Consider the following 26,957-nt stretch of genomic DNA (forward strand, 5'->3'; position numbering starts at 1 on the left):
GCAGCCGAGGGTCCGCCGCGTGCCCGCGCCCGCCGGGGTCGGCGCCGTGCCCGCGCGCCCCGCGACACCCGTCGACACCCGGCTCGTGGAGCGGGCGGGGCCCGTACTGCCGGGCTGGGCCGCCGCGTTCGTCGGTCTGTGCGCGCTCGTCGGCTGCGCGGCCGTGCTGTGGTGGGCCGGGGCTGTCCCCGCCGAGCTGGTCCGGATGGCGCGGCTGTCGTCGCATCCGTACCACGGCATCGGGATCGGGCAGTGGGTGCTGCTCACGCTCGGTGTGCTCGTCGCGCTGTTCACCTTCGGCGGGCTCGGCCGCGGCCGGGTGGGGCACGCCTGGGTGCTGACTCTGTTCGGCGAGTACCGGGGGAGTGTGCGCCGTACGGGACTGCTCTGGGTCAGCCCGCTGCTGCTGCGCCGCCGGGTGGACGTACGGCTGCGGCACTGGCGCAGCGAGCCGATGCCGGCCGTGGACGCGAACGGCACGGCGCTGCGGGTCGTCGTGCTGGTGGTGTGGCGGGTCATGGACACCGTGCAGGCGATGCTCGGCGTCCGGGACCACGAGGAGTATCTGCGCGAGCAGGTCGAGGCGGCCATGGCGCGGGTGCTCTCGCAGCTCCCCGCCGACGCGTTCCACGAGACGGTGCCGACCCTGCGTGACGCCGAGGCCGTCGGCGCCGCGCTGACCAGGATGCTGTCGGCCGAGTGCCGGTCGGTCGGGGTCGACGTCTTCTCGGCGCAGCCGACGCGGATCGAGTACGCGCCGGAGATCGCCGAGGCGATGCAGCGCAGCCGGATCGCGGCGCTGGACGCCCGGCACCGGGACAGCGTGCTGACGGCGGTGGTGGACGCCGTGGACGACACGGTGCACCGGCTGACCTCGCGCGGCCTGGTCGAGCTGGACGACTACGAGCGCAAGGCGCTCGTCAAGGACCTGACGGTGGCCTTCTACACGGGGCGGCACGCGGGCGCCGACCGATTCTGACAACGGACCGCAGTTGTTATGGACATGGTCAAGGTTCGTTAATACTCTGAGGGTTGGTCTAGACCGCAGAATCGGGTCTGCGGTCGGGCTGCTCCGCCGTTCCGCCGTTCAACCGTTCCATCGCTCGAAGGTCCCACTGCACGCGTGCAAGACGGCTCACCGAACTCCCCACGTTCTCTGGAGCGAAGCATGCGAAGAAGCAAGATAGGCGCGGCCCTCGTGGGCCTCGCGGTCACCGGTGTCACCCTGCTCGCCACCGGCAGCGCAAGCAGCCACGGCTACACCGACTCACCCATCAGCCGCCAGAAGCTCTGTGCCAACGGCACGGTGCAGAACTGCGGCAACATCCAGTGGGAGCCGCAGAGCGTCGAGGGGCCCAAGGGCTTCCCGGCGGCGGGTCCCGCCGACGGCAAGATCTGCGCGGGCGGGCTCAGCCAGTTCGCCGAGCTCAACGACCCGCGTGGCGGCACCGGATGGCCCACCACCAAGGTCACGGCGGGCCAGAGCTACAACTTCCGCTGGCAGTTCACCGCACGGCACGCCACGACCGACTTCAAGTACTACATCACCAAGAACGGTTGGAACCCGTCGCAGCCGCTCACCCGGGCGGCCCTCGACACCCAGCCGTTCCTGACGGTGCCGTACAACAACCAGCAGCCGCCGGCGACGCTCTCGCACTCGGGAGTGCTGCCGCAGCGTACGGGCCGGCACATCATCCTGGCCGTCTGGACGATCGCCGACACGGCGAACGCCTTCTACGCCTGCTCGGACGTGCAGTTCTGACGTCCGGGCCGGGTGCCTGGCGGCTCAGGAAGCGTGACAGCTGACGAAGCGTGACGGCTTCCGACGCGTGACCGAACGGCCTCGGGGAGTGCGGCGACGCTGCCGCGCTCCCCGAGCGCTGTTCACCCCGCGGCGCCTGCCAGTTCGGCCGGGCGGCGGCGCAGCGCCAGAGCCGCCGGGACCACGGCGGCGACCACGGCGATCAGCCCGCAGGCGGCCACCACCTCGCCCAGCGCGGCCCACGGCAGTACGGGCCCCGACGGCACCCGCAGCACGGCAAGCGCCGCCCACATCCCGGCCAGGTTGACCCCGGCCACCAGCAGTCCGAGCACGGCCCCCACCACCACGACCGTCAGCGCCTCGGCCGCGACCAGCCGCAGCACCTGCCGGTCGGTCGCGCCCGCCAGGCGCAGTACGGCGAGGTCGCGGACCCGGTCGGCGGTCGCCATGACCAGGGTGTTGGCCAGCGCGATGGCCGTATAGAGGAGTGCGATGCCGAGGACCAGCAGAAAGCCGATCCGGGTCCGGGCGTTCGTCTCCGGGTAACTGGCCCTGATCCATTCCTCCTTGCTGAAGACCCGGCCCTCGAACGGCGGGAGCGCGCGGCGCAGTCCTGCCGCCACGGCGGCGGGATCTCCGGTGACCCGGACATCGACCCGGTCGACCGGTGCGCCCGCCGCGTTGCGCGGGGTGACATAGACGCCGTTGCCACCCGTGCCCGTGCGCAGGACGGCGGCGATCCGCAGCGTCGTCCGCGTACCGTCCGCGCGCCAGATCGCGACGTGCTGCCCGACCGTGTGCCGGGCCCACTCCTCGTTGACGATGATCGAGCCGTCGTCCAGATCGCTCACCCGGCCTGCGGCGACCGGCAGTCGGGCGGTGTCGGCCAGGGCCGCAGGATCGGCGGTGGCACGCGCGTCGGATTCGATGAGCGCCACTCCGTCCTCCAGTACGTAGACGGCCGTGGCCGCCGTGGGGGAGACCTCGGCGCCCGGCACGGCGCGCAGCCGTTCGACGGTCCGCGCGGCCAGACCCGTCCCGCTCGTGTTGTCCGGGGAGTCCGTCGCCGCGACCACGAAGTCGGCCGTCGTCCGCGCGCGGGTCTCCGACGCCTTCGCCGCGTTCAGCGTCGCCGTCGCGCCGAGCAGCGAGCCGGTCAGCCCGACCATGACGAGCACGGGCGCCGCGACCGCCGCCGTACGGCGCAGGCCGGCCGCCGCGTTTTCCCGTACGAGCATGCCCAGCGCGCCCGGCAGCCTGGCGGGCAGCCAGGCCACGAGCCGGGTCAACGGCCGTACCAGCAGCGGGGAGAGCAGGGCCAGCGCGGTGATCAGCAGCATCGGTCTGCTGGTGTACGTCTTGCGGTGCAGCAGTTCGCCGGGGCCGGTCAGCAGCGTGCAGGCCAGCAACCCGACGCCCGTGAGCAGCAGCCCGCCGCCGAGCACCCAGCGGCCCCACGTCATGGTCCCGCTGTCCACGGACGCCTCACGCAACGCCTCGGCGGGAGCGACCCGGCCCGCGCGCCAGGACGCGGCGACCACTCCGCACAGCGCCACGGCCACCCCGCTCCAGAAGGCGAGGTGGTACGGCCAGCCCGCGTCGCCGACGGTGAACCAGCGCGGCGCGATCCCCTCGTCCACCAGCCACTTCGCGAGCAGTGGCGCGGCCCGGCCGCCGAGCACACAGCCGGTGGCCGAAGCGGCGACGCCCACGAGCAGCGCCTCGGCGGCCACCGTCCGCCGGAGCTGGCCGGGCGTCGCGCCCGCCGTACGCAGCAGCCCGAACTCGCGGCGCCGCTGGGCCACGGCGAAGGCGAACGTCGAGGCGACGACGAAGACGGAGACGAAACCGGTGACCCCCGCGGCGGTGCCGAGCATCACGTTCACCGTGACGAGCGCCTCGCTGTCGCGGTCCGGGTCGGGGTCCGCGTACGTCCGCTCGTCGCCGGTCAGCACCCGTACCCCGGGACTGCCCGCGACCTTCGCCCGTACCGCTTCGGCGTCCGCGGCGACAGTCAACTGATACACGGACGGCGCCAGTTCGGCGGCGCGTGCGTCGGTGAAGAAGAGCGCCCGCTCGATACCGAGGTCCCGTACGGTGCCCACGATCCGTACCGTGCCGTGGTCGGTCCGTACCCGCTGCCCCGGCCGGGCCCAACTGCCGGTGGCCACAGCCTCGTCGGCGCTCGTTGGAGCCCTGCCCCGGTCGACGCGGTACGGCGCGAAGGCGGCCGTCGACCACGGACGGCCGACCAGACCGGCCGGGCCGCCGACCGCGCGTACGGGGAACGACCGGTCCTCGACCGTACGGCCCAGGCCCGCCAACTCCCGCACCAGCCCGGCCGGTACGGGCCGTGGCCTGGCCAGCGGGTGTACCCGCTCGCCGGCCGGGGTCGGCACCCGCAGGGTGTCGGGGCCCTTCACCACCACGGGGGCCTCGGCGAACCGCTCCGGATGGCGCGCCGGCGCCGCAAGACTGGCGGCGAGGGCCAAGCCCGTCGTGGCGATGAGCCCGACGCCCAGGGCGAGGGCGACGAAGGAGCCTGCGAAGCTGGTCCACCGGCCCCGCAGGGTCGGCAGCGCGACGCTCAGCACGCGACGGCCTCGACTTCGTGTCCGGCCATCCGCGCGGCGACGGACTCGGCGGTCGGAGCGAGCAGTTCGCCGCCGACCCGGCCGTCGACGAGGAAGACCACGCGGTCCGCGTACGAGGCGGCGACCGGGTCATGGGTGACCATGACGACCGTCCGCCCTTCGCCGTCCACCATGTCCCGCAGCAGCGCCAGCACGTCACGGCCGCTGCGGGAATCCAGCGCGCCCGTCGGCTCGTCGGCGAACAGCACCTCCGGGCGGGTGATCAACGCACGTGCCAGCGCGACGCGTTGCTGCTGCCCGCCGGACAGCTCGGAGGGCCGGTGCCCGGCCCGGTCGGCGAGCCCCACCTGATCGAGTGCGGCCCGTACGGCCGCCCTCGGCACCCGGCGGCCCGCCAGCTTCAGCGGCAGCGCGACGTTCTGCGCCGCGGTCAGCGCGGGCAGCAGGTTCAGGGCCTGGAAGACGAAGCCGACCCGGCCCCGGCGCAGCAGCGTCAGCTTGGTCTGGGACAGGCCGGTCAGCTCCGTACCGCCGATGGTCACCGAGCCCGAGGTCGGCCGGTCGATCCCGGCCGCGCACTGCAGAAGCGTCGACTTGCCGGACCCGGACGGGCCCATCACGGCGGTGAACGTGCCGGTGGGGAAGGACAGCGAGACGTCGTCGAGCGTGGTGACCGCACTGTCTCCCGAGCCGTACACCCTGCTCACCGCCCGGAGTTGGATCGCGTCGTTTGCCATGGCTCCACTCCACAGGCCCGGACCGCCGGGCACACCAGGGCAGGGCCGAGTCCTGGGGTAGGGCAGGCCCTACCCCGGCCGCACCGTCCAGTGGGATGGCCCGCGCGCCGACCCGCCTTCTACGGTGCTGGTATGCGCTCCCGAACCGTGTGGCAGGCCCTGGCCAGGCCGGACTTCCTGCTCTCGCCGTGGCCGTGGCGCTGCGCCGGCTATCTGCTGAGCGGAGTCCCCGCCGGGGTCGTCGTGCTGGTCGTCGCGGTGGTGCTCGGGGTGGTGGGCGGCGCGCTCGCGCCGGTGCTGATCGGGCTACCGCTGCTCGCCGCGCTCGCGCTCGGCGGGCTGCCGGTCGCCGCGCTGGAGCGGCGCAGGACCCGGCTGGTCGACGCACGGCCGCTGACCGATCCGCACCGCAGGCCCGCCGAGGCGGGGCTGTGGCCCTGGGTACGCACCCGCTGCCAGGAGCGGGCGACCTGGCGGGAGTTGGGGTACGCGCTGCTGTTCGCGCTGGTGCTGTGGCCGCTGGACGCGCTGGCCTTCGCCTTCGGCGCCGGGCTGCCGGTCGTCCTGATCGGCACGCCCGTCGCCCTGGCCACCTGGGGGGACGGACAGGAGGTGCGGGTGGCCAAACTGTGGACGGTCACCACTTGGCCCGCGGCGGTCGGCAGCACCGTGCTCGGTGTGCTGCTGCTCGCCGTCTGCTGCTACGGGCTCGGTGTGATCGCCGGTGCGCGCGCCGAGCTGGCCCGGGTTCTGCTGGCGGAGCGCGCGTCGCCCCTCGACCGGCGGGTGACCGAACTGGCCAGTTCTCGGGTGCGGTTGGTCGACGCGTTCGAGGCGGAGCGGCGCAGGATCGAACGCGATCTGCACGACGGCGCGCAGCAGCGGCTGGTGGCGCTCACCATGACGCTGGGGCTCGCCCGGCTCGACGCGCCGCCCGGTCCGGTCGCCGACCGGCTGGACACGGCGCACCGGGAGGCGTCCCTGGCGCTGGAGTCGCTGCGTGAGCTGATCCAGGGGATCCACCCCAGGGTCCTCACCGACTACGGTCTCGCCGCCGCCGTGACGGACGCGGCCGACCGGTCCGCCGTACCGGTCGACGTGACAATGGAGTTGGCCGGGCGGCTGCCGGAAGCGGTGGAGGCGGCGGCGTACTTCGTGGTGTGCGAGGCGCTGGCCAATGTCGCCAGGCACAGCGGTGCGAACCGGGCTTCGGTGGACGGCGGTTACCGCGTGGGCCGGCTCGTGGTGGAGATCGAGGACGACGGCGTGGGCGGCGCGCGTAGCGACGGCGGGAGCGGACTGACGGGGCTGGCCGACCGGGTGTCCGTACTCGGCGGCAGGCTGGCCCTGTTCAGCCCCCAGGGCGGCCCCACCCGACTGCGTGTGGAGATTCCGTGCACACCGTACGAACCTCCTGGTAACTCGTATGGAAAATAGCTCCGTTCGGGTGCGAGTTGGGGTCCGGGGGGTTTGCCCGCGGCGCGAAATGGGGGACGATTCCGGAGCCGGTCACCGCGCGTAGACCCGTACGGCGAACGGTTCGGCAAGGCTGAGGGCGCCCCGTGTCACAGCACGGGGCGCCGCCCCGTCCCCCACCGGAGGAATCGAATGCACAGACGTCTCGCGCTTCCGCTCGCCGCAGCCGTACTCGCCCTTCCCGCAGCGCTGTTGTCCACCGGCCAGGCATCGGCCGCGCCGGCCGACAAGCCGCAGGTGCTCAGCAATCTGACCCAGCCGACCGCCGCCAGCCGTAACGCCTGGGTCGCCGCGAACAACAACCAGGGCGCCTGGTCCGCGTACGCCTTCGACTGGTCGACGGACTACTGCTCGACCTCTCCCGACAACCCGTTCGGCTTCCCCTTCGCGACGTCGTGCGCGCGGCACGACTTCGGGTACCGCAACTACAAGGCGGCCGGCCAGTTCGACGCCAACAAGGCGCGGCTCGACACCATGCTCTACACGGATCTGAAGCAGGTCTGCACGGCGTACAGCGGTGCGACGAAGGCGACGTGCGACGCGACCGCCTGGACGTACTACCACGCGGTCGACATCTTCGGTTCGACCCCCGCGGTGGACGGCAACCGCTCGGTCGTCTGACACGGCCCCACTCGTGTCCGTGAGGAAAGGGCCCCGCACCGTCACCGGTGCGGGGCCCTTTCGTCGCGTGCGCCGCCAGGGACTCGAACCCCGGACCCGCTGATTAAGAGTCAGCTGCTCTAACCAACTGAGCTAGCGGCGCTTGCCGACCCGGAAATAATACCCTCAGAAAGTGAGTGACAACGCCACGGGCGCCGCCCTGCGGTTCAGGGTCTCGGCGGCGGCGCGCAGCCGGTGGGCGTGTTCCACCGGGAGGGAGAGCGCGAGACAGCCGACAGCGGCGCCCGCCGACAGCGGGACCGCGGCGCAGACGGTGCCGACCGCGTACTCCTGAAGATCGAGCACCGGGACCGTGGCGGGCTGGGCGTCGAGCCGGGAGAAGAGCTGGCGCTCGTTGGTGACGGTCCGCGAGGTGAGCCGGGCGATCTTGTGCCGGGCCAGATGGTCCCTGCGGCCGTTCTGGTCGAGCTGGTTCAGCAGGCACTTGCCCGCCGCGCTGGCATGGGCCGCTGAGCGGAAGTCCACCCACTCCCGGACGGCCGGGGTCCTCGGCCCCGCGGCGAACTGGGTGACCCTGACCTCGCCGTCGATGTACCGGCTGACGTAGACGGCCGCCCCGACGGTGTCGCGCAGCGCCGACAGGGTCTCCTGGAGCTTGGCTTCGAGCGCCTGCCGATGGGTGGCGTCCGAACCGAGCAGCACCAGCGACGCACCGGCGGCGTACGCGCCGTCCGGCAGCCGTTCGACATAGCCCTCGCGGCGCAGCATGCGCAATATGGGGGCCAGATGGAGCGGCGGCAGTCCCGATTCGCGGGCGATCACGGTTTCCGTGACCCCGCCGCCGTGCTGGGAGACCGTTTCGAGAACGCGCAGGATGTAGCGGACCGAGTGGAACGACGCGGTCGGCTCCCGTTTCAGCACCACGGCTCCCCCTCGGGGCTCTCGGTTGCCCGTCTCTCACGATAACGGCCAATCCCGTGCGGTGGGGCGGCTGTTGGGGAAAGAATGACGCGGCCCCGCACCGTATGCGGGGCCGCGTCGTCGTGGCATATGCCAAACGGCAATTCGTGAGCGCTGTTTTACAGAACGGCGCTGAGGAATTCCCTGGTGCGTTCGTTCTCCGGGTCGGAGAATATTTTCTCCGGGGTTCCCGACTCGACGATCCGCCCCGAGTCGAACATCAGCACCTGGTCCGAGACGTCCCGCGCGAAATTCATTTCGTGCGTCACGCAGAGCATGGTGATATTCGTCGTCCGCGCGATCTCGCGCAGCAGATCCAGCACCCCCGCGACCAGTTCCGGGTCGAGCGCCGACGTCACCTCGTCCAGCAGCAGGATCTCCGGCCGCATCGCCAGCGCGCGGGCGATGGCCACCCGCTGCTGCTGGCCGCCGGAGAGCTGCGAGGGGTGCGCGTCGACCTTGTCGGCGAGACCGACCATGTCGAGCAGTTCACGCGCCCGGGTCTCGGCCTCCTCCTTGCTGACGCCGAGGACGTTGACCGGCGCCTCGGTGATGTTCTGCAGCACCTTCATGTTCGGGAAGAGGTTGAACTGCTGGAAGACCATGCCGATCTTCTTGCGGGACTCGCGCAGCTGCTTCTCGCCCGCCGGCTTCAGCCCGCCGCCGGGGGTGCGCATGTGGGACAGCGGCTCGCCGTCCACCCAGATCACCCCGTCGCTGACCTTCTCCAGCGTCATCAGCAGCCGCAGGATCGTGGTCTTGCCCGAGCCGCTGGGGCCGATGAGCGTGACGTGCTCGCCGCGCCGCACGGCGAAGTCCAGCTGGTCGAGGACCACATGGTCGCCGTAGCGCTTGACGACCTGGTCGAAGTGGACGAGCGGCCCCCCGGGAGCCGCGTCCTGCGGGGACGAGGTTTTCTGCAGCGGCAGAGGGTCAGTGGCCAAGGCTCTTCTCCAGCTTTCTCATCAGCAGCGAGGTCGGGTAGCTCGCGATCAGGAAGATCAGTCCGGCGAGGGTGAACGCCTCCGTGTACTGGAAGTGGTCACCCGCGTACTTCCGCGCCTCGAAGACCATCTCCTGGACCGTGATGACCGCCAGGAAAGGGGTCTCCTTGAACATGGAGATCGCGTAGTTGCCGAGGGCGGGCAGTACGTTGCGCACCGCCTGCGGCAGGATCACGGCCTGCCAGGTCCGCCGTGGTGACATCGACAGCGCGCGGCAGGCCTCCCACTGGCCCTTCGGCACACCGTCGATCCCGGCCCGGTACACCTCGGAGGTGTACGTCGCGTAGTGGATGCCCAGCACGATCACCCCGATGACCAGGGGTTCCGTGGAGGCGAACACCGCTGCCGCGCCGACCAGTTGCACCAGCAGCGGGGTGGAGCGGATGAACTCCATCACCGCGCGGACCGGCACCGTCACCCACCGGGAAGGGGCGCGTCCCGCCACCGCGATGGCGAGGCCCAGTACGGCGGCGACCAGGGTGCCGAGCACCGTCGCCAGCAGGGTGATCTTGAACCCGTTGAGCAGCAGGGGCAGTGCGTCCCATGCCGCGTTCCAGTCGAACTTGCTCATTGGGCCGCACCTCCGGTGAGCGCCGGGTCGCCGGCGCTGCGGCTGCGCAGCAGACTGCGCTTGTCCGGCCGCTGGCCGAGCCTGGCCCTGGCCGTCCGTTCGAGCAGGTTCATCAGCATCGTCAGGATGTAGGCGAGGACGAAGTAGAAGACCAGCAAGGTCGCGTACGAGGTGAGGGACTCACCCGTGCGGTCCCTGATCTGCTGGATCACGGTCATCAGGTCGGCCGCCGAGATCAGCCACAGCAGCGGGGTCGCCTTGAGCAGCTGGATCAGCAGGTTGGTGAAGGACGGGATCATCTGGGCCCACGCCTGCGGCATGATCACCCGCGTCATCCGTTTGTACGGGCTCATGTTGAGCGCGATCGCCGCCTCCCACTGCGCGCGCGGCACGGCGTTGATGCCGCCGCGTACCACCTCGGAGCCGTAGGCCCCGAAGTTCAGCCCGAAGGCCACGACACCGCAGATCATCGAGGTGAGTTGATACCCCGTCAGCTGGGGCATCGCGTAGTAGAGCCAGAACAGCTGGACATACAGCGACGTGCCGCGGAAGAACTCGACGACGATGCGCGAGACCACCCGTACGACCGCCAGCCGGCTGCCCGCCATCAGGCCCAGCAGCAGCGACAGGACGAAGGCGAGGGCCGCGCCGAGCAGCGTGGCCTGGACCGTCACCCAGAGTCCTGAGCGCACCTGGGGAAGGTCGTTGGAGAATGTGGTGAAGAAGTCGCCCATACCGGCTCGGTCCCGTCATCCCTTGCAGAGGTCGGCGGTCTTCAGGGTCGCCGGTGGGATCTCCGTGGCGCCGAAGCCGTACGGCGTCAGCAGCTCCACATAACGGGACTTGTCCGTGACGATCTTCTTCAGTTCCCTGTTGAAGGCGTCCCGCAGGTCCTCGTTGCCCTTCTGGAAGACGGCGCCGCCCGGGCTGTACTGGGGCTTGCCCTTCAGCTCCGGCACGAAGGCCTTGGTGACCTCCGTCTCCGGGTTGGTCTTGGCGAGCCAGCGCAGCGAGATGCCGGTGAGCAGGAACGCGTCGATCCGGCCGCTCTTGACGGCGTCCGCGCCGTCCTGCGGCTTCTGCAGCGTCTTGATCTTGCCCGAGTCGATGCCCGCGCCCTCCGCGTACGAGGACTCGACGGCGCCCGCCATCACACCGATCGTGATGCCGGCCCGCTTGGCGGACGGCAGGTCGGTGACGTTCTTCGGGTTGCCCTTCTTCACCATCATCGCGGTGGGGGAGATGAACTCCGGCTCCGAGAACAGGGCGTTGGCGCAGCGCTCGGGCGTGATCGCCATACCGGCGCTGACGACGTCGTACTTGCCCGCCTGCAACCCCGGGATCAGACCGTCGAAGTCGGAGAGCGTGGGCTTCAGCGTGTCGACACCGAGGGCCTTGAATATCTGCTGGTGCAGCGCGGGGGCCTCGCCCTTGAGCTTGCCCCCCTCGGTATAGCCGTACGGCGCCTCGTTGGCGTACGCCACCCGGACGAACCCCTGTTTACGAAGCTTGTCGAGCGCTCCTGAGCCGGTGCTCGCGCCGCTGTCGGTCTTGCTGCACGCGGCCAGCGCACCAGGTACGACGAGCAGTCCACCGACGGCCGCGGAGCGGCTGAGGAAGCCCCGGCGGGACAGGTTCGGGAAGTCAGCCATGGATCGAAATCTCCTCGGATCGGGACAACGTGGTCAAACGCTGCGGACAATGGGGGGCACCTGCCCGACTCCGGATTTCTAAGCGTGACCCCTGGGGGGTGTAACCAAACAGTGCCCGGAAGGAGACCTTCCTGTGGCCTGATCCGATCGGTCCGCGTGGTGGCGTGTGCGATCAGCCGGGGCCGGGCAAGCTGCGAAGATGTCAGAGCGCTATGTGCAGGTATCACTCGACAAGCGCGGGGTCCAGTGCACCGCGAAGCTCCTCGACGACCGGGCGCCGGTCACATGCGCCGCCGTGTGGGAGGCGCTGCCGCTCGGTTCGGACGTCTACCACGCGAAGTACGCGCGCAACGAGATCTACGCCCTGTTCCCGGCGTTCGCCGCCGAGGAACCGCCGCTGGAGAACCCCACCATCACCCCCATCCCGGGCGATCTGTGCTACTTCACCTTCTCGGAGGCGGAGCTGGGCGCCGCCTCGTACGGATACGACGAGCAGGCCGTACGGGGCCGCCGTACGGTCGTGGACCTCGCGCTGTTCTACGAGCGGAACAATCTCCTCATCAACGGCGACGTGGGCTGGGTCCCCGGCATCGTCTGGGGCTCCGTGGTCGACGGGCTCGACGCGATGGCGGAGGCCTGCCAGGACCTCTGGCGGGCCGGCGCCGTGGACGAGACGCTCAGCTTCCGGCGGGCGTAGGGCCTGTCGTGTGGATCAGGCCCTAGGGGCCCCGGCGGGCGCGGGGATCCGGGCGGCGCCCGACTCGTACAGCGCGTGCGCGGCGCGCAGCACCAGCGCGTCCGCGTGCCGTGCGGCGACCAGTTGCAGACCGATCGGCAGCCCGTCCTCGTCCACCCCGCAGGGCACGGTCGCGGCCGGCTGCTGCGTCAGGTTGAACGGGTAAGTGAACGGCGTCCAGGACGTCCAGCGGCCACCCCTGCCCCCGGGCGTCTCGGCCCCCGCCTCGAAGGCGGTGATCGGCAGCGTCGGCGTGACCAGCAGGTCGTACGTCTCGTGGAACCGGCCGAGCCGCCTGCCGAGATCCATCCGCGCGTCCACCGCCGTCAGATAGTCGAGCGCGCTCGCCCGCTCCCCCTCGGCGACGATCTCCCGCAGCCCCGGATCCAGCAGCTCGCGCTGGTCGGCGCCGAGCGGCTGCGCCACCCTGGCCGCCCCGCTGAACCACAGCGTGTGGAACGCCGCCACCTGGTCCGTGCTGTCCGGATCGGCCTCTTCGACGTACGCGCCGAGCTCGGCGAGCCGGCCGACGGCGCGCCGTACCGCGTGCGCCACGGCGGGGCGTACCGCGACCTGCCCGCCGAAGGTGGGCGAATACGCGATCCGCAGCCCCCGCACCCCGCTGTCCAGGGCGCCGCTGACGCCGGGCGCCGGGGCCAGCTGCGACCAGTCGCGCCAGTCGGCCCCGCTGATCACGTCGAGCAGCAGCGCCGCGTCGGCCGCGTCCCGCGTCATCGGACCCGCGTGCGCGAGCGTGCCGAACGGGCTCGACGGATACAGCGGCACCCGCCCGTACGTCGGCTTCAGCCCGAAGATCCCGCAGAACGAGGCCGGGATCCGCACCGAACCTCCGCCGTCCGTACCGATCGACAGTGGCGCTGCGCCCAGCGCCACCGCGGCGGCGCTGCCCCCGCTGGAGCCGCCCGAGGTGCGCAGCAGGTCGTACGGATTGCGGGTGACGCCGGTCAGCGGCGAGTCCGTGACGCCCTTCCAACCGAACTCGGGCGTCGTCGTCTTGCCGACGAACACGGCGCCGTGCTCCCGCAGCCGCGCCACCGACGGCGCGTCCTCGTCCCACGCGCCGGCCGCCGAGACGGTCCTCGACCCGCGCAGGGTGGGGCCGCCGCGCTGGAGGATCAGGTCCTTCACCGAGACCGGCACCCCGTCCAGCAGCCCCTGCGGCTCCTTTCTGAGCCACCGCGCGGTGGACGCCTCCGCCTGCGCGAGCGCCGCGTCGGCGTCGACCCTGGTGAACGCGTTGACCAGCGGCTGTACCGTCTCGATACGGTCCAGCACGGCGCGCGTCGCGTCCACGGGCGAGAAGTCGCCCTTCTCGTAGCCGGCGACGAGCTGCCGCGCCGTGAGGTCGGTCAGGAACGTCGGATCAGTCATGGCCGGTCACGTACCCACGTTTCTTGTCGACCACGTTCGTGAGGGGCTTTCCGGCGGACCAAAGTTCGTACAATTCGATGAACTGTTCTCCCAGCCGGTCGCGCCAGCCGACGGTGTCGCCGCTCATGTGCGGGGAGACGATCAGCCCCGGCACGTCCCACAGCGTGCTCGCCGCGTCCAGCGGCTCGTGCTCGAACACGTCGAGCGCCGCGCCCGCGATCCACCGCCTGGTGAGCGCCGCGACCAGGTCGTCCTCGACCACGAGCTGTCCCCGCCCCACGTTGATGAAGCGCGCCGACGGCTGCATCAGCCCGAAGAGGCGCGCGTCGAACATGCCGCGGGTGTCGTCGGTGAGCGGCGCCGCGCAGATCACCCAGTCCGCACCGGCGAGCAGCCGGGGCAGCTGCTCCGGACCGTGGATGCCGCGCCGCGCCGTCCGTCCGGTGACGGCCGTGGTCACCCCGAGCGCCTTCAGCGTCGCGGCGACGGCCAGCCCGATGGGGCCCGAGCCGACGACGGTCGCGCGGCTGCCGCTGACCCGTATCCCCTCGCGGTGCCGCCACCGGTGCCGGCGCTGCAGCTCCAGGGTCCCGGGGAGATCCTTCGCCATGGCGAGGACGAGCCCCGCGACGTATTCGGCGATGGGTTCCTCGAAGATGCCGCGCGCGTTGGTGACGATCGTGTCGGACGCGATCAGCTCGGGGCACATCAGCTTGTCCACACCCGCGCTCGCGGTGTGCACCCAGCGCGGCCTCGGCCCGTCGCCCGGCCACGCGTCACGGACCGCTCCGGAGCTGAAGTCCCAGACCAACAGGGCGTCCGCATGAGGGAGTTGTTCGGCGAGATTGGACTCGTCCGCGTACCGGACGGTGGCCCGCCCGGTGAGCCGGCCGAGCCGCGGCGGCGGGTCGGTCTCCAGGACGAGGAGGGTCGGATCAGCCATCGGGTCGAACCCCTTCGGTGCGGTGTGGGGGAGCCGGAGCCGGCGCTGCGGCGGGTGCGCAGATTTCGCTCGGGAAAATTCGATGCAACGTCTGACTTGTACGGATTGACCACGCTCGCACCGTGCTCCTACCTTCGTCAACAAGACCCGATGACCGGCTGCTCCGCGACCGGTCCGTAAGGGGGCCAGTGTTGAATGTCTCCTTTCTTGGCGGGCCGCAGCCGCAGCGTGGTGTGGGTGTGGTCGCTCCTTTCGACTTCGCCCTCGACCGCGAACTGTGGCGCTGGGTACCCGACAACATCTCGCTGCGGCTGACCAGAACCCCGTACGTGCCCGTCGAGGTGTCCCTGGACCTCGCCAGGCTGGTCAGCGAGCACGAAACCCTCGACGAGGCGGTACGGGCGCTCGGCGCCTCCGAACCCGAAGTCATCGCCTACGCCTGCGCTTCGGGCAGCTTCGTCGGCGGCCCGGCCGGCGAGCGCGCCATGTGCGAGGCGATGACCCGGGCGGGCGACGTCCCGTCGGTCACCACCTCCGGCGCCCTCGTCGAGGCGCTGGCCGAGCTGGGCGCCACCCGGATCGCGCTGGTCACGCCCTATACGGAGTCGGTCACCCGCTCACTTGAGGAGTACCTGGCAGAGGTGGGGGTAGCCGTCACTGGTCGCGCTTTTCTGGGGCTGACCCGGGACATCTGGAAGGTCCCGTACCGCTCGGTCATGGACATGGCGCGGCAGGCCGTCGTAGGGGCGGCCGACGCGCTCTTCATCAGCTGCACCAACCTTGCGACGTACGACGTGATACCGCAGCTGGAGGCCGAACTGCGCATACCCGTGCTGTCGGCCAACCAGGTCACCATGTGGTCCGCACTGCGCAAGCTCGGCGCACACGCCGTCGGTCCGTACCAGCGACTGCTGCTCGACCCGCCTCCGGCGCGGCCGGTGCTGTCGGAGCCCGTGCTCCAGGTACAGGAACCGGTGCTGCCCAAGCAGATCCAGCCGCCGGAGCAGCCGCCGGACGAACAGGAAGGCTGGACATGACGACCGTCGGACTCCTCTATCCCGGGTACTCCGCGGAGGACGACTATCCGCGCATCGAGATGCTCTTCGACAGCGACATCAGGCTGCCGCTGTTCCACACGGAGATCGGCGAGGACGCCCACCGCGTCGACGCGCTGATCCGGATGGGGGCCGACGAGCGGCTCGCCGAGGGCGTCGAGGAGCTGCGGCTGGCAGGCGCCGACTCGGTGGTCTGGGCCTGCACGAGCGGGAGCTTCGTGTACGGCTGGGACGGCGCGCACGAGCAGGTGCGCACGCTGGCCCTGGCGGCCGGACTCCCCGCGTCCAGCACGTCGTTCGCCTTCGCCCACGCGATCACCGCGCTCGGCGCCGAACGGGTCGCTGTCGCCGCCACGTACCCCGAGGACGTCACCGGCTACTTCACCGACTTCCTGAAGGCGTCGGGCGCCGAGGTCGTGTCCGACCGGGCCAGCGGCATCATCACCGCGGCCGAGGTCGGCACCTGGGGCCGCGACGAGGTGCTGGAGCTGGCCAGGGCCGGCGACCACCCGGACGCCGAGGTCGTGCTCCTGCCGGACACCGCGCTGCACACGGCGGCGTACCTGCCCGAGCTGGAGGAGATCCTCGGGAAGCCGGTCCTCACCGCGAACCAGGTCACGGTCTGGGAGGGCCTGCGGCTCGCTGAGCGGCAGGCCTGGGCCCCCAAGCTGGGCACGCTGTTCGCGAAGCGGGTGTCGTAGGCCGTCCCAGCGGTCCGGCGGTCCTCCTGTCGCCTCGCCTCACGTCGCCTCACCTCGCCTCGCCGGGGAATAACCGGAGCACCCCTCCTGTTACGCGGGAGTTATCCGTAATTCCCGCGCAGGAAGGCTTCACCCGTGGACGACGCGATCAGTGGCACGGACATCCGCGGCACGGCACTGGGGACCGCACCCGTACCGCTGTCCGTACTGGACCTGGCCACGGTGGGCAGCGGCACCACAGCGACGGAGGCCCTGCGCAACAGCGTCGCGCTCGCGCAGCTGGCCGAGCGCAGGGGCTACCACCGGCACTGGCTCGCCGAGCACCACTCGATGCCCGGCATCGCCTCCTCGTCCCCCGCGGTGATCCTCGCCCATCTCGCCGCCCACACCGAGCGCATCCGGCTCGGCTCGGGCGGCGTGATGCTGCCCAACCACGCGCCGCTGGTGATCGCCGAGCAGTTCGGCACGCTCGAAGCGCTCGCGCCGGGCCGTATCGACCTCGGCCTCGGCCGCGCCCCCGGCACCGACGGCGCCACGGCCGCGGCGCTGCGCCGCACGGACCGGCCCGACGCGGGGGCCGACGACTTCCCGCAGCAGGTCGCCGAGCTGACCCGGTTCCTGGACGACGACTTCCCCGACGGCCACCCGTACTCCCGTATCCACGCCGTGCCCGGACCGGTGCAGGGGCCGACGGGACGGCCGCCGATCTGGCTGCTCGGCTCCTCAGGGTTCAGCGCCCAGCTGTCCGGGATGCTCGGACTGCCCTTCGCCTTCGCGCACCACTTCTCCGCGCAGAACACCATCCCGGCGCTGGACCTCTACCGCGAGTCCTTCCGCCCTTCGGTCTTCCTCGACGCGCCGTACGCGATGATCGGCGTCGGCGCCTTCGCCTCCGAGACGGAGAAGGAGGCGCGCCGCCAGGTGATGACCGGCGCCCTGTCGATGGTCCGGCTGCGCACCGGCCGCCCCGGACTCGTACCGACGCCCGAAGAGGCCGAGGCGCACCCGTGGAGCCCGATGGAGGAGGAGTTCGTCAACAGCTGGCTCGGCAACCTCATCCACGGCACGGCCGACGAGGTCAGGGCGGGCCTTGACGGGCTGCAGAAGCGTACGGGCGCGGACGAGATGATGATCACGGCCAACGCGCACGGGGTTGAGGCGCGGCTGCGGAGCTACGAGCTGATCGCGGACGAGTACGGGCTGCCGACGGCCTGACGGGTCGGCCGCTTCCGCTGCCTGCGGTGCCGGCGGAACCGCGATCTGCCCTCGGCAGACTGCGGTTCCGCTCGCGGCAGCCGTCGCCCACACTCGGGCACATGAGACTTCTGGTGATCGGCGGATCGGTATTCCTCGGACGGGCGTTCGTCGAGGAGGGACTGCGACGTGGTTGGGACGTGACCACTTTCAACCGGGGGAAGACGCAGTCCGACCCGGCGGGCGCGCGGAGCGTACGCGGCGACCGGGAGAGTGAAGAGGACCTGGCGCGGCTGGCCGAAGCCGGCCCGTGGGACGCGGTCGTGGACGTCTGCGGCTATGTCCCCAAGGTCGTCGGAGCCTCGGTCGCCGCGCTCGCCTCCTCCGCCGCCACCTACCTGTTCGTCTCCTCCATCAACGCGCGCCCCGGCTGGCCCTCCGAGCCGGTGGACGAGAACTCGCCCCAGCACGAGGGCGATCCGCAGGCGGGACCCGACGACGGCGACTACGGCAAGCTCAAGGTCGGCTGCCAACTGGCCGTCGAACAGGGCTTCCCCGGCCGCTCGTTGATCCTCGAACCCGGCCTGATCATGGGCCCGCACGACCGCGCGCAGCGGCTCACCTGGTGGCTGTCGCGCGCCGCACGGGGCGGCCGGATGGCCGCGCCCGGCGCGCCGGACAACGAGATGCAGCTGATCGACGCACGGGACATCGCGATCTTCGGCCTCGACCGGATCGAGGCCGAGGACTCGGGGACGTACCTGGTCAGCGGTACGCCCGCGAACACGACGTGGGGCGAGTTCCTCGACCTCTGCCTCGCCGAGACCGGCCGCAAGGCCGAGCTGGTGTGGGTGCCCGACGAGATCCTGACCGAGCACGAGATCGCGGTGTGGACCGAACTGCCCTTGTGGGCACCGCGCGAGGGCGAATTCACGGCCGTCTGGCGGCCCAGCTCGGCGAAGGCGATCGGGGCGGGTCTGCGCTGCCGCCCGGTCGCCGAGTCCGTACGGGACACGGCGAGTTGGCTGTTCGGGCCGGGCGGCATGGACGAGGCGTTCGGTCCGTCCCGTACGGGCCGCGAGGCGAAGGGCATCAGCCCGGAGCGCGAAGAGGCGCTGCTCCGGGCGGCTGCGGTGGTCGGTGACCAGCGGTGAGGGGGCGTCCCTCAGAAAATGTTGGCCCACCTGTGGGATGAGATGTTGTCGTTGAGGGCCTGGCCCGAGCCGGAGCCCGTGTTCGCGTCGAACGCGTAGAGACGCAGATCCGACAGACCTACACCGTTGGCGACGCCCCTCCGGGCGCCCGTGTAGTTCAGCCCCCAGTACACCCATACGTCATCCAGGGCGCCGGGGTAGCCGTCGTTGTGGAGCGAGCTGACCTGGTTGCGGCACGAGCCCCAGTCCGGAGCCTCGCCGGACCAGTCGTCGCACCAGTTGGTGTATCCGGTGTCGTAGTAGACATGGAGGAACCCGGTGGCGGCCGGGGCCGGGGGAGCGGATTCGGAGGCCTGTGCGGTGAGGGGCGCGACGCCCACGGCCAGTGCCGCGATCGCCGTGCCGATCAGGAGGGTGTGTACCTTGCGCATGTCTTCTCCTCGTTGGGTCCTCGTTGCGGTTGTCCCGCAGCTGTCGCGCGGTTTTCTCGCGGTTACGAATCCGTGCCGGCTGCCCAGGTGACGGCGCGGGCGCGGGGCAGTGCGGCGTGCTGGAGGCGGAGCCTGGTCTCGACGGCGGAACGGTGCTGCCGCCGGAGCTTGTCGGCGTACTGCCGGTCCAGCTCCTCCGCCGTCCTGGCCAGACCCGAACTGATCGCGCACCGGGCTTCGGCGACGGCGAGTCTGACCTCCTCCGTCCGGGGCAACGGGTGCTCCGGCGCCGGCAGTTGAGCCCGCAGCCGGGCCGGGCTCGGGTAGGGGTGGCCGGCCTTGCGCATACAGGCGGCCCAGGGCTTCACGGCCTCGGCGAACCGGGGGTCGCCGTTGACGTCGGACTGTCGCATCCCGGTCAGGCTGTCCTCGGTGAACTTCGCCTGGAACCACTCCTGGAGGTTTCCGTACAGGGTCCGGTCGGCCTCCGACTGGCAGCCCCCGGAGCTGCGCTGGGCGACCATGCCGTCCGGGGCCTTCGCCGTCACGCCTTCCATTCGTTCGCCGTTGGCCGCTTTGAGTGCTGCGGCCCTGCGTCCGGACGGCAGAGCGCGGAAGTAGAGCTGGTTGGGATCGGTCGCCCGCACCCGGGCGAGCGCGCGTTGGATGTCGCTTCCGTATCCGTGCTCACGGGCCCAGGCCACGTCATCGATGACGTAGGGGAATTCCCGGGCGTCCGGGACCGGGTTCTCCTTCACCGGCAGATAGACGAATCCGTGCCTCGCCATACAGTCGCGGAGCAGGATCTGGTCCGCCGTGAACAGCAGACTCTTCTCGCGCGAGGTCGGTTCGCGCGCCGGTTGCCGCCCGGAGCCGGCGGACGAGTGAGAGGCGGCGGTGGAGCCGGTGGAGTGGGACGGTGGGTCGGAGACCGCGTGGACGACCGCCGGCACCGCCAGGGCCGCGCAGGCCACGACAGCGCCGACAGCGACAAGCCGGCGTCCCCCGCCCGCACTTCGCAACAGTGCCATGACCGCTCCCCCGTGACGTTTCCCTGGTTGGGCCGGTGCCGTACGGCCGTCTCCCCACCAGGGTGCGGTCCGGCCGACCGGAGCACGAGGCGTTTCAGCGAGGCCTGAAAAGCTCAGGTCAGCGCCTTGCCGGCGGGGATGCGGCCGTGCAGCAGGGCGGCGCCCAGCGGGGTGAGGGAGTGCAGGACGTGATTGCCGATGCGCCGGCTGTGGACCAGGTTGGCGGCGGCGAGCGCGTGCACATGCTGGCTGGCGGACGCGGGGGAGACACGGAGTCTGCGGGCGAGTTCGCCGGTGGTGGCGGTGTCGTGCAGGGCGGCGAGCGTACGGGCGCGGGTACGGCCGAGGATGGCGTGCAGAGCCTGCGGGGTGGTCCCGGTCACGCTGTCGGAGGTGTCGTGCCCGACGGGGTAGACCAGGACCGGTGGTAACTCCGGGTCGGCCAGGGACACGGGCGTACGCCAGCAGAAGTACGAAGGGACGAGCCGCAGTCCCCGCCCGGCGAGCCGCAGGTCGCGGTCGAGTGGATAGTCCGCGTGCAGCACCGGCGGCTCCCAGCGCATGCCGGGGCCGAAGGAGCTGAGCAGTCCGTGCACGCCGCCGTCCCGCAGGGCCCGTGCGCGCAGGGCGCGGTCGCCCTCGGCCAGGGTGTGGGCATCCGTCCAGTCCGGGGCGATCACCGCGTGGTGGACGGTACGGACGGCGGCGGCCAGGTCGGCCATCCGGTCGTGGTCGCCGCCCGCGAGATCCCGCAGCCAGGGCCGGGGCGGGGTGCGGCGCGCGGTCACCCCGCCGCCCAGTTGGCGCAGTTCACGCCGCAGCCGCCCCGGGCGGGTGGCCCGTATCGCGTCGAGGCCGCAGTCGAAGCCCGCGGCCGCCGCGGCGGGGGTCAGAAAGTCGGGCGTGTAGCCCCTGTTCGGGGTCAGCGCTGCCAACAGCCGCACCGATCGGGTCAGTTGCCGTTGTGCGACCACGTCGAGGGCGCGGCGGCGCCAGGTGCGGAAGACAGGTGCGCCCCGCCCCGGACAGTGCAGCTGCTGCAGGCCGAGCACCGTCTCCCATAACGGATCGAGTTCCGTGGCGACCTGGACGCGTGCCAGATCCTCGGCGGTGAAGTGAAGACGTAACACAGCCTTGTGCCCCCCAATGCGCTGCGTGTCATTACTGCGGCGCTCGCGCCGACCGTCACGACATGTGTAGCGCGAAAAGTTTGTTCAGTGTCCTGGAAGGGACGGTGAACAAACGGATCGGAACAATCAGCCACGCCCGCAGGTGCCGACCGCGGTACGGGACTGCCGCTCAGCGCACGCCGGCCGGGGCCGCCTCGATGCCCTGGGCGTAGCGGAAGAGACCCGTCGGGTCGTAACGCCGCTTGACCTCGGTCAGCCGCCGGTAGTTCGCGCCGTAGTACGCTGACCGCCACGGCCGCAGATCGGGGTCGGGGAAGTTCACATAGGCCGCGTCCGTGCCCAGTTGGCGGCTCAGGGTGTGGTGCGCCGCCCGCGTCTGGTTCACCAGCTCGGCCGCCTCGCCGTCCGGCGTACCGGCCTTCCAGTGCGCGCCGATGTCGATGACGAACGTCGCGTCCCGGTGCGGGAACGCGGTCTCGCCGGGGCCGGGCGCGTCGCTCCGTACGCCCATGGCGAAGAGGGTGATGTAGCCGGTGCCGCCGGACGGTCCGGGGCGCCAGTCGCGTACCCACCCGATGACGGACTCGACCGTGTGCGGCTCCAGCCACCGGTCGGGGACCAGCGACTTCGAGGCCATCGCGCCCACCTCGGGCGCCGCCATCAGAAAGTCCTGGGCCGCCCAGAACTGCCGCTCCTCGATGACCAGCCGGTCCATCTCCAGGTCCAGCACCCCGGCCAGAGCGCGGCGCAGCTCGTCCTCCGTGCCGAGCCGTTGACCGAGCACATTGAGTACGGGCGCGCCGCTGCCCGGGTGCGCGAAGCCGACCCGTACGTCGAAGTCGCCCGCCACGTCGGCCCGCAGGGCATCCTGCAGCTCGGCCATGACGCGGACCCCGGCGTCGAGCCCGAAGGTCAGGTCGAAGACCGTGGCCCGCAGCTCACCGACGGGGACGGCGTCGAAGGTGAAGCCGGTGTTGATACCGAAGTTGCCGCCGGCGCCGCCCCGGCAGGCCCAGAACAGATCGGCGTTCTCCCGCTCGCTCGCCCGCACGACACTGCCGTCGGCCAGCACCACCCGGGTCGACAGCAGCCGGTCGCATGTCATGCCCCACTTACGGTCGTTGAAGCCGAGCCCGCCGCCGAGCGTCAGCCCGGCGACCCCGACGCCCGGACAACGGCCGCCCGGAAAGTACAGGTTGGCCGCCCTGGCCGCGTACACGTCCGAGTTGGTCGCCCCGCCGGCCACCGTCAGCGTCCGGGCCCCGGTCACCGCCACCTGCCGCATCCGCCGCAGCTGGATCAGCAGCCCGCGCGTGGTCGAGTACCCGGCGTAATTGTGCCCACCGGCCCGCGTCGCCAACGGCACCCCGTGCTCCCCGGCCCACCGCACGGCGCTGCGCACATCCCCCTCGGTCGCACAGGCCACGATCCCGGCGGGCCACACGTCGGCGTACCGCAGATTGTCCGGGACGGCGAGCAGGCCGTACTCGTCCTGGCCGGGCCGGTAGAGCCCGGCCGCCGGACTGAGCTGCTTGCGCAGCGCGCTCCAGGCGGCGGCGCCGGGCACGGCGGACCGCGCCACGGCCGCCCCCGCACCCCGGGCAGCGACCCCACCCACGACCCCCACGGCCGCGGCCCGGGCCCCCAGCCGCAGCACGTCACGTCGACCGGTCACAGAAAACCCCTCTCACGATGACCGCGCACGATACGCAGCGTCACCATGATGGCGAACTTCAGTGACGGACCGTCAGTGCCGCACCGCCCAGCTACTTCGCGGTCTCGGCGGCGCGCGCCGAGAGCGCCGAGACCTCGGCCGCCGCACGCCGGCCCCGCCCGGTGAGCTTCCAGGCGGCGAGCCGCGCGGCCATGGCGGGGGTCGGCGGGAAGACACCGAGCTGCCCGAGCATGGTCATGTCGTCCCGCACGGCCTCGTGCCCGACCACCTTCCCGTCGCGCACCGTCAGTACATGGATCTGCTCGTAGTCGATCTCACGGCCGGTCGGCGGGACGATCTTGTCCAGCTTCTCGTCACGAAAGAGCACGAACGGCCCGGTCTGCCGCCCCTGCATCCGCACCCGGACGAACACCAGACCGCGCTCGGGGTCGACACCCGTGTCGAGAACGGGAAACCGCAGACCGTCGAAGGCCGAACGCATCCACGCCCCGGAGGCAAGCACCCCGGCGGGACCGGGGATCGCGCAGGCGACGGGCGAGTTGAAAGACTCCCGATTACGAAAGTCAGCGCCGACAACCTCGGCGGCAAGCGCCGCGTCGCCGGTCTCGATGACCTTGAAGAGGGAATGCGCGCTACCGATGGCACTGTCGGCCATGGGAACTCCTGCGGTGAGGTGCGATGAGTGGGGGTGACCTCGTCAACTCAGGCCAACGAGAGCCCTATTGAATCACCGCACCAAGCGCGAAGCGGTCAGACGCGTAGTCGAGCCTTACGTCAAGGAGATGACGCACCAGACGACCTTTCCGCCCGTGGGCAGAAGGCAGTAGTCCCATTCCTTTGAGATCTCGCCCACGATCAGCAGCCCTCGGCCGCTCTCCGCGTCCTCGGAGGGGCGGGCGTTGGCGATGGGCGGACGATCGCTGGGGTCGGCCACTTCGGCGATGAGCTGGGATTCGTCATGGCGCAGGGTCAGTGTGAGGGATCCAGCCGGCGTCTCCGGAGGAACGTGCTGTACGGCGTTGGACACCAGTTCGCAGACGGCCAGTTCGGTCGTGTCGATCTTCTCGTCGGCCACCTGCCAAGCACGAAGGACGTCACGCACATGCCGCCTGGCCCACGGCGCCGCCTCGGCTTTGGCGTCGAGTACGAGCGTGCTGACATGGGGCTCAGCCATCATGGTCTGCCTCGCCGCGCGTCGTGGTGGCGACGAACACGCTGCCCTTGATCCTCGCGGCCAGCTCGTCGCGCATGAACGCCGCCAGCTCGGGTTCGGGGTGGAAGCTGTCCATGCTCACGGACACGACCGCGGGCGCCGCTTCCGACCGGCAGGTTTCCACCATGTCGTGCCACACCTGCAAGCGATGGCCGGGGCCGTCGTCCTCGAAGATGTCCGCCAGTTCGAACCCGCCCTGCCCGGCGAAGTCCGCAAGCGTCTGGCGGGCTCTCCGCACGGTCGCCTCGTCCATGGTGTCGAGGACGCGGAAGTAGCCGTACAAGCGGGGCCGGGGCATTGCTGTCTCCATGCCGTTGCTCCTGTGCTTCGAGGGGCTGAGGACACACGCAGCATGGGCGGCGCAGCGAGCGGATCGTCATGGCGGCGCCGCATGCGAAGTTATGCGTGAGCTGCATGGACAGCCGGACATCAGCTGCTTACCGTCCGTAGGCTTGGCATCGCACATCGCACATCGCTCCGCGCCGCCTTGGGGTACGAAATGGCACAGCAACAGATTCGGATCTGCCCGTGCGGCACACGACTGGCCCGCGACAACCGAGGCACGCTGTGCGGCGCGTGCGGGCGGCGGCAGACGAGCGCGGATGTCAGCCAAGCGCCCGATGTGCCTGCGGATTTCTGGCAGGACGAACGGTTACGTGAGGCGCTGGAGGCCTGGCACATCGGCCGTGTCTTCTACGCCTACCGCACACACCCTTGGCATGGCCGAGCAGTGTCGCAAGAGGTTCTTGCCGGATGGCTGGGGCTGACGCAAGCGCAACTGAGCCGCATGGAGAGCGCCGACAGTCCGCCGCACGACCTTCGTAAGCTCATGAGATGGGCGCATGGCTTGGGTGTGCCTGCCGACCTACTGTGGTTCAAGCTGCCCGGCGATGCTCAAGCCCGGAGCGTCAACGTGTCCGGCAGCCTGTCCGACCCATCGGCGGCATTCGCTGACCAGCCGAGCGACACCGCGAGCAGCACGGAGCACGAAGCCATGAGCCCACTCAATCGCCGGTCGGTACTGAAAGGCGGCATTGCCGCCGCAGCCCTGTCGGGCCTCGGCCGGGAGGAACTCCAGCGCGTCACCGCCGCGCTCGCGGATGCCCGGCGCCACCTGGACAAGCCGGTCGTCGATTACTTCCGTGGCCAACTCGACGCCGCCAAGCGGGACGACGGCGCACGCGGCCCACGCCGGACGCTGCCGGTGGTACTCGGCCTGCTCGCTGTGATCGACCACCACGCGCGCGATGTGAAGCCTGCCGTGCGGCGGGAACTGCTGTCGGTCGGTGCGGACGGGGCCGAGTTCGCCGGATGGCTCTATCGCGACGTGCATGAGCCGACCAGCGCCGGGTTCTGGTACGACCGAGCGATGGAATGGGCGCAGGAAGCGGACGACCCCGCGCTGCAAGGGTACGTACTGCTGAAGAAGTCGCAGATGGCATACGACAGCCGCGACGCGGTACGGGTCCTGACCCTCGCCCAAGCCGCCCGGCACGCTCGCTGGCAACTGCCGCTGCGCGTCCAGGCCGAGGCCACGCAGCAAGAAGCACTCGGGGCAGCCATGGTGGGAGAGCCCTTGACGGCTGTCCAGGACAGACTCGCGGCGGCCGAGGCGCTGCTCTCGCAGGCAGCCGACGACCCATCAAGTCTTGGTGCTTACTACACCGAGCACACTTTGCTGCTTCGCAACGCTGTGAGCTACACAGAGGCCGGCAAGCCAGGCATGGCTGTCGAAGTGTTCAACGAAGCCATGCGCGCCGGGACGCTCTCGGTGCGGGACGGTGGCTTCTTCAACGCACGGCGCGCATCCGCCTTGGCACTGAGCGGTGAACCTGACGAAGCGGCCCGCGTGGGTGCCGTATCCGCCACGGTCGCTCGTGCGATGAAGTCGGAACGCACGGTGCGCGTACTCAACGAAACGCTGCAAGCCCTGGCGCGGTGGGACAGCCGGCCGACGGTACGTGAGTTCCGAGCGTCGTTGCGGGCGGCTTAGGCCGTCAGCCAGTCGGTGACGGCGCGGATGACGAATGCCTGATACTCCCGGCTCTTGGGGTTGAGGTACTGCGGATCGTCGTGCACGGCGAAGCCATGTTGCGAACCGGGTACTTCGACGAGCTCGCACGGCGCGTTGAAACGGGGGACCGCCGCGCGGGACGACTCGACGGGTACGAGCGTGTCGGCGTCGCCGTGCACGATGAGTGTCGGTGCTTGCACGTCGCCGAGGGCTTCCTGGGGCTTGAGCCAGAACACCTCGTTCAGCAGCGGGCGACCGTGCTTGAGGGTCGGCGTGAACTGGATCGCGCCCTGCTTGTTCAGCTCCGCTGCCATCTCGTCGCTGATGTTGTCGTCCATCCAGTACGAGCGGCTGTCGATGGTGCGCTGCTTGTAGTCCAGCTGCGGATTGAACAACACCAGGCGGGAGACCTCGGCCGGTCGCCGGGCGGCGTAGTACGCGCAGATCCCGCCGCCGAAGCTTGCCCCGAGGAGCGTCACGTTCGGAGTGTCGAAGCGGGCGCGGGCGAACGCCAGCATGACGCGGATGTCGTTGAGGACGGCCGCGAGGGTCAACTCCTCCTGTCGGCCTTCGCTCTCACCGTGCGCGCGGAGGTCGAACCGCACCGAGGCGAGGCCGGCGGCGGCCAGGCCGTCGGCGAGGCGCCCGAAGAAGCCGCCCTCTTCGCGTGTGACACCACCGCCGTGCACGAGCACGACGGCCCCGCCGGGATGCTCGGGGGGCATCACCAGGGTGCCTGCCAGGTGCAGCCCGTCGAGGGTGCGAACCGTGACGCTGGATGTCGGCATGAGCAGCAGCGTACGGCGCGTGGGGGAAAGCCGACAGTGTGTCGTCATGTGTCCCGTGCCGGAGAGCCAATGGTCATCAGGCAACTCCGCGCTCAGCAGTTGAGCCCGGAGGGACGGCCGTTT

General features: G+C 70.9%; 27 protein-coding genes and 1 tRNA gene. 10 read left to right on the forward strand and 18 right to left on the reverse strand.

All coding sequences use genetic code 11. The features are described from left to right. Both HY68_RS16025 and HY68_RS16030 read left to right on the forward strand, forming a co-directional pair. The coding region (locus HY68_RS16025) for an SPFH domain-containing protein (protein WP_041989276.1) at positions 1 to 979 on the forward strand (979 nt) is incomplete at its 5' end. A gap of 189 nt (positions 980 to 1,168) precedes the next feature. Continuing rightward, the gene (locus tag HY68_RS16030; RefSeq protein WP_041989279.1) at positions 1,169 to 1,762 is read left to right on the forward strand and encodes a lytic polysaccharide monooxygenase; all 594 of its coding nucleotides are present in this window, start codon (positions 1,169 to 1,171) and stop codon (positions 1,760 to 1,762) included. Between the two features lie 122 nt (positions 1,763 to 1,884). On the opposite strand, the gene HY68_RS16035 is transcribed toward HY68_RS16030, so the two are convergent. After that, entirely contained in the window at positions 1,885 to 4,356 is a 2,472-nt protein-coding gene (locus HY68_RS16035; RefSeq protein WP_041989282.1) for an FtsX-like permease family protein, read from the reverse strand. Then, positions 4,350 to 5,093 (reverse strand): ABC transporter ATP-binding protein, encoded by a 744-nt coding sequence (locus HY68_RS16040; RefSeq protein WP_078863634.1) that lies wholly within the window; start codon positions 5,091 to 5,093, stop codon positions 4,350 to 4,352. The genes HY68_RS16035 and HY68_RS16040 overlap by 7 nt, the downstream gene beginning before the upstream one ends. A gap of 132 nt (positions 5,094 to 5,225) precedes the next feature. Between HY68_RS16040 and HY68_RS16045 the strand changes: the two genes are divergently transcribed. Both HY68_RS16045 and HY68_RS16050 read left to right on the forward strand, forming a co-directional pair. Next, on the forward strand, positions 5,226 to 6,530 hold the full coding sequence (locus HY68_RS16045; protein WP_041989287.1) for a sensor domain-containing protein: 1,305 nt from the start codon (positions 5,226 to 5,228) through the stop codon (positions 6,528 to 6,530). 171 nt (positions 6,531 to 6,701) lie between these two features. Further along, positions 6,702 to 7,190, forward strand: a complete 489-nt coding sequence (locus HY68_RS16050) for a phospholipase (RefSeq protein ID WP_041989290.1) — start codon at positions 6,702 to 6,704, stop codon at positions 7,188 to 7,190. A gap of 68 nt (positions 7,191 to 7,258) precedes the next feature. Here HY68_RS16050 and HY68_RS16055 read toward each other — a convergent pair. From HY68_RS16055 to ehuB, 6 genes are all read right to left on the reverse strand, one after another. Then, a tRNA-Lys gene (locus HY68_RS16055) sits at positions 7,259 to 7,332 on the reverse strand. Positions 7,333 to 7,355: 23 nt separating this feature from the next. Further along, entirely contained in the window at positions 7,356 to 8,114 is a 759-nt protein-coding gene (locus tag HY68_RS16060) for an IclR family transcriptional regulator C-terminal domain-containing protein (protein ID WP_041989292.1), read from the reverse strand. A gap of 155 nt (positions 8,115 to 8,269) precedes the next feature. Further along, complete coding sequence (ehuA, locus tag HY68_RS16065; protein ID WP_041989295.1) at positions 8,270 to 9,094, reverse strand: ectoine/hydroxyectoine ABC transporter ATP-binding protein EhuA; 825 nt, start codon at positions 9,092 to 9,094, stop codon at positions 8,270 to 8,272. Then, a complete protein-coding gene (gene ehuD / locus HY68_RS16070) occupies positions 9,084 to 9,725 on the reverse strand; it encodes an ectoine/hydroxyectoine ABC transporter permease subunit EhuD (protein WP_041989298.1) in 642 nt (213 codons plus the stop codon). Before ehuD ends, ehuA begins: the two co-directional genes overlap by 11 nt. Beyond that, entirely contained in the window at positions 9,722 to 10,459 is a 738-nt protein-coding gene (gene ehuC / locus HY68_RS16075; protein WP_041989301.1) for an ectoine/hydroxyectoine ABC transporter permease subunit EhuC, read from the reverse strand. The genes ehuD and ehuC overlap by 4 nt, the downstream gene beginning before the upstream one ends. Positions 10,460 to 10,474: 15 nt before the next feature. Further along, the gene (gene ehuB / locus HY68_RS16080) at positions 10,475 to 11,377 is read right to left on the reverse strand and encodes an ectoine/hydroxyectoine ABC transporter substrate-binding protein EhuB (protein ID WP_041989304.1); all 903 of its coding nucleotides are present in this window, start codon (positions 11,375 to 11,377) and stop codon (positions 10,475 to 10,477) included. Positions 11,378 to 11,576: 199 nt separating this feature from the next. Here ehuB and HY68_RS16085 point away from each other — a divergent pair, with 199 nt between their 5' ends. Next, a complete protein-coding gene (locus HY68_RS16085) occupies positions 11,577 to 12,074 on the forward strand; it encodes a DUF3830 family protein (RefSeq protein WP_041989307.1) in 498 nt (165 codons plus the stop codon). A 15-nt stretch (positions 12,075 to 12,089) separates the two neighbouring features. Here HY68_RS16085 and HY68_RS16090 read toward each other — a convergent pair whose 3' ends face one another. Both HY68_RS16090 and HY68_RS16095 read right to left on the reverse strand, forming a co-directional pair. Then, positions 12,090 to 13,505, reverse strand: a complete 1,416-nt coding sequence (locus HY68_RS16090) for an amidase (protein WP_041989310.1) — start codon at positions 13,503 to 13,505, stop codon at positions 12,090 to 12,092. Beyond that, positions 13,498 to 14,448, reverse strand: coding sequence for a D-2-hydroxyacid dehydrogenase (locus tag HY68_RS16095; RefSeq protein WP_041989312.1), 951 nt, complete (start codon positions 14,446 to 14,448; stop codon positions 13,498 to 13,500). The genes HY68_RS16090 and HY68_RS16095 overlap by 8 nt, the downstream gene beginning before the upstream one ends. Positions 14,449 to 14,639: 191 nt before the next feature. Here HY68_RS16095 and HY68_RS16100 point away from each other — a divergent pair, with 191 nt between their 5' ends. The 4 genes from HY68_RS16100 to HY68_RS16115 all read left to right on the forward strand — a co-directional run bounded on the left by HY68_RS16100 (position 14,640) and on the right by HY68_RS16115 (position 18,552). After that, on the forward strand, positions 14,640 to 15,485 hold the full coding sequence (locus HY68_RS16100) for an aspartate/glutamate racemase family protein (protein WP_041996217.1): 846 nt from the start codon (positions 14,640 to 14,642) through the stop codon (positions 15,483 to 15,485). After that, positions 15,482 to 16,204: an aspartate/glutamate racemase family protein gene (locus HY68_RS16105; RefSeq protein ID WP_041989315.1), complete on the forward strand. Its 723-nt coding sequence runs from the start codon at positions 15,482 to 15,484 to the stop codon at positions 16,202 to 16,204. Before HY68_RS16100 ends, HY68_RS16105 begins: the two co-directional genes overlap by 4 nt. Before the next feature lie 135 nt (positions 16,205 to 16,339). Beyond that, positions 16,340 to 17,419 (forward strand): LLM class flavin-dependent oxidoreductase, encoded by a 1,080-nt coding sequence (locus HY68_RS16110; RefSeq protein WP_041989318.1) that lies wholly within the window; start codon positions 16,340 to 16,342, stop codon positions 17,417 to 17,419. Between the two features lie 101 nt (positions 17,420 to 17,520). Beyond that, positions 17,521 to 18,552 (forward strand): NAD-dependent epimerase/dehydratase family protein, encoded by a 1,032-nt coding sequence (locus HY68_RS16115; RefSeq protein ID WP_041989321.1) that lies wholly within the window; start codon positions 17,521 to 17,523, stop codon positions 18,550 to 18,552. An 11-nt stretch (positions 18,553 to 18,563) separates the two neighbouring features. On the opposite strand, the gene HY68_RS16120 is transcribed toward HY68_RS16115, so the two are convergent. The 7 genes from HY68_RS16120 to HY68_RS16150 form a co-directional block, all read right to left on the reverse strand. Next, positions 18,564 to 18,983 (reverse strand): hypothetical protein, encoded by a 420-nt coding sequence (locus HY68_RS16120; protein ID WP_041989322.1) that lies wholly within the window; start codon positions 18,981 to 18,983, stop codon positions 18,564 to 18,566. Positions 18,984 to 19,045: 62 nt separating this feature from the next. After that, positions 19,046 to 20,014 (reverse strand): hypothetical protein, encoded by a 969-nt coding sequence (locus HY68_RS16125; protein WP_198533277.1) that lies wholly within the window; start codon positions 20,012 to 20,014, stop codon positions 19,046 to 19,048. 113 nt (positions 20,015 to 20,127) lie between these two features. After that, positions 20,128 to 21,144 (reverse strand): winged helix-turn-helix domain-containing protein, encoded by a 1,017-nt coding sequence (locus HY68_RS16130; RefSeq protein WP_041989328.1) that lies wholly within the window; start codon positions 21,142 to 21,144, stop codon positions 20,128 to 20,130. Positions 21,145 to 21,313: 169 nt separating this feature from the next. Next, positions 21,314 to 22,819 carry an FAD-binding oxidoreductase gene (locus tag HY68_RS16135; RefSeq protein ID WP_078863635.1) on the reverse strand — a complete coding sequence of 502 codons (1,506 nt, stop codon included), beginning with the start codon at positions 22,817 to 22,819 and terminating at the stop codon, positions 21,314 to 21,316. 91 nt (positions 22,820 to 22,910) lie between these two features. Continuing rightward, positions 22,911 to 23,474, reverse strand: coding sequence for an ester cyclase (locus tag HY68_RS16140; RefSeq protein WP_041989331.1), 564 nt, complete (start codon positions 23,472 to 23,474; stop codon positions 22,911 to 22,913). A gap of 114 nt (positions 23,475 to 23,588) precedes the next feature. Then, positions 23,589 to 23,993 carry an ATP-binding protein gene (locus HY68_RS16145; RefSeq protein WP_241778591.1) on the reverse strand — a complete coding sequence of 135 codons (405 nt, stop codon included), beginning with the start codon at positions 23,991 to 23,993 and terminating at the stop codon, positions 23,589 to 23,591. Further along, positions 23,986 to 24,330, reverse strand: a complete 345-nt coding sequence (locus HY68_RS16150) for a hypothetical protein (RefSeq protein ID WP_198533278.1) — start codon at positions 24,328 to 24,330, stop codon at positions 23,986 to 23,988. The genes HY68_RS16145 and HY68_RS16150 overlap by 8 nt, the downstream gene beginning before the upstream one ends. Positions 24,331 to 24,531: 201 nt before the next feature. Here HY68_RS16150 and HY68_RS16155 point away from each other — a divergent pair, with 201 nt between their 5' ends. Further along, entirely contained in the window at positions 24,532 to 26,025 is a 1,494-nt protein-coding gene (locus tag HY68_RS16155; RefSeq protein WP_241778592.1) for a helix-turn-helix domain-containing protein, read from the forward strand. Here HY68_RS16155 and HY68_RS16160 read toward each other — a convergent pair. Next, positions 26,022 to 26,834 (reverse strand): alpha/beta fold hydrolase, encoded by an 813-nt coding sequence (locus tag HY68_RS16160; protein WP_041996221.1) that lies wholly within the window; start codon positions 26,832 to 26,834, stop codon positions 26,022 to 26,024. The genes HY68_RS16155 and HY68_RS16160 overlap by 4 nt on opposite strands. Positions 26,835 to 26,957 lie beyond the last annotated feature (123 nt).

The organism is Streptomyces sp. AcH 505 (genome assembly GCF_000818175.1).
Lineage (GTDB): Bacteria > Actinomycetota > Actinomycetes > Streptomycetales > Streptomycetaceae > Streptomyces.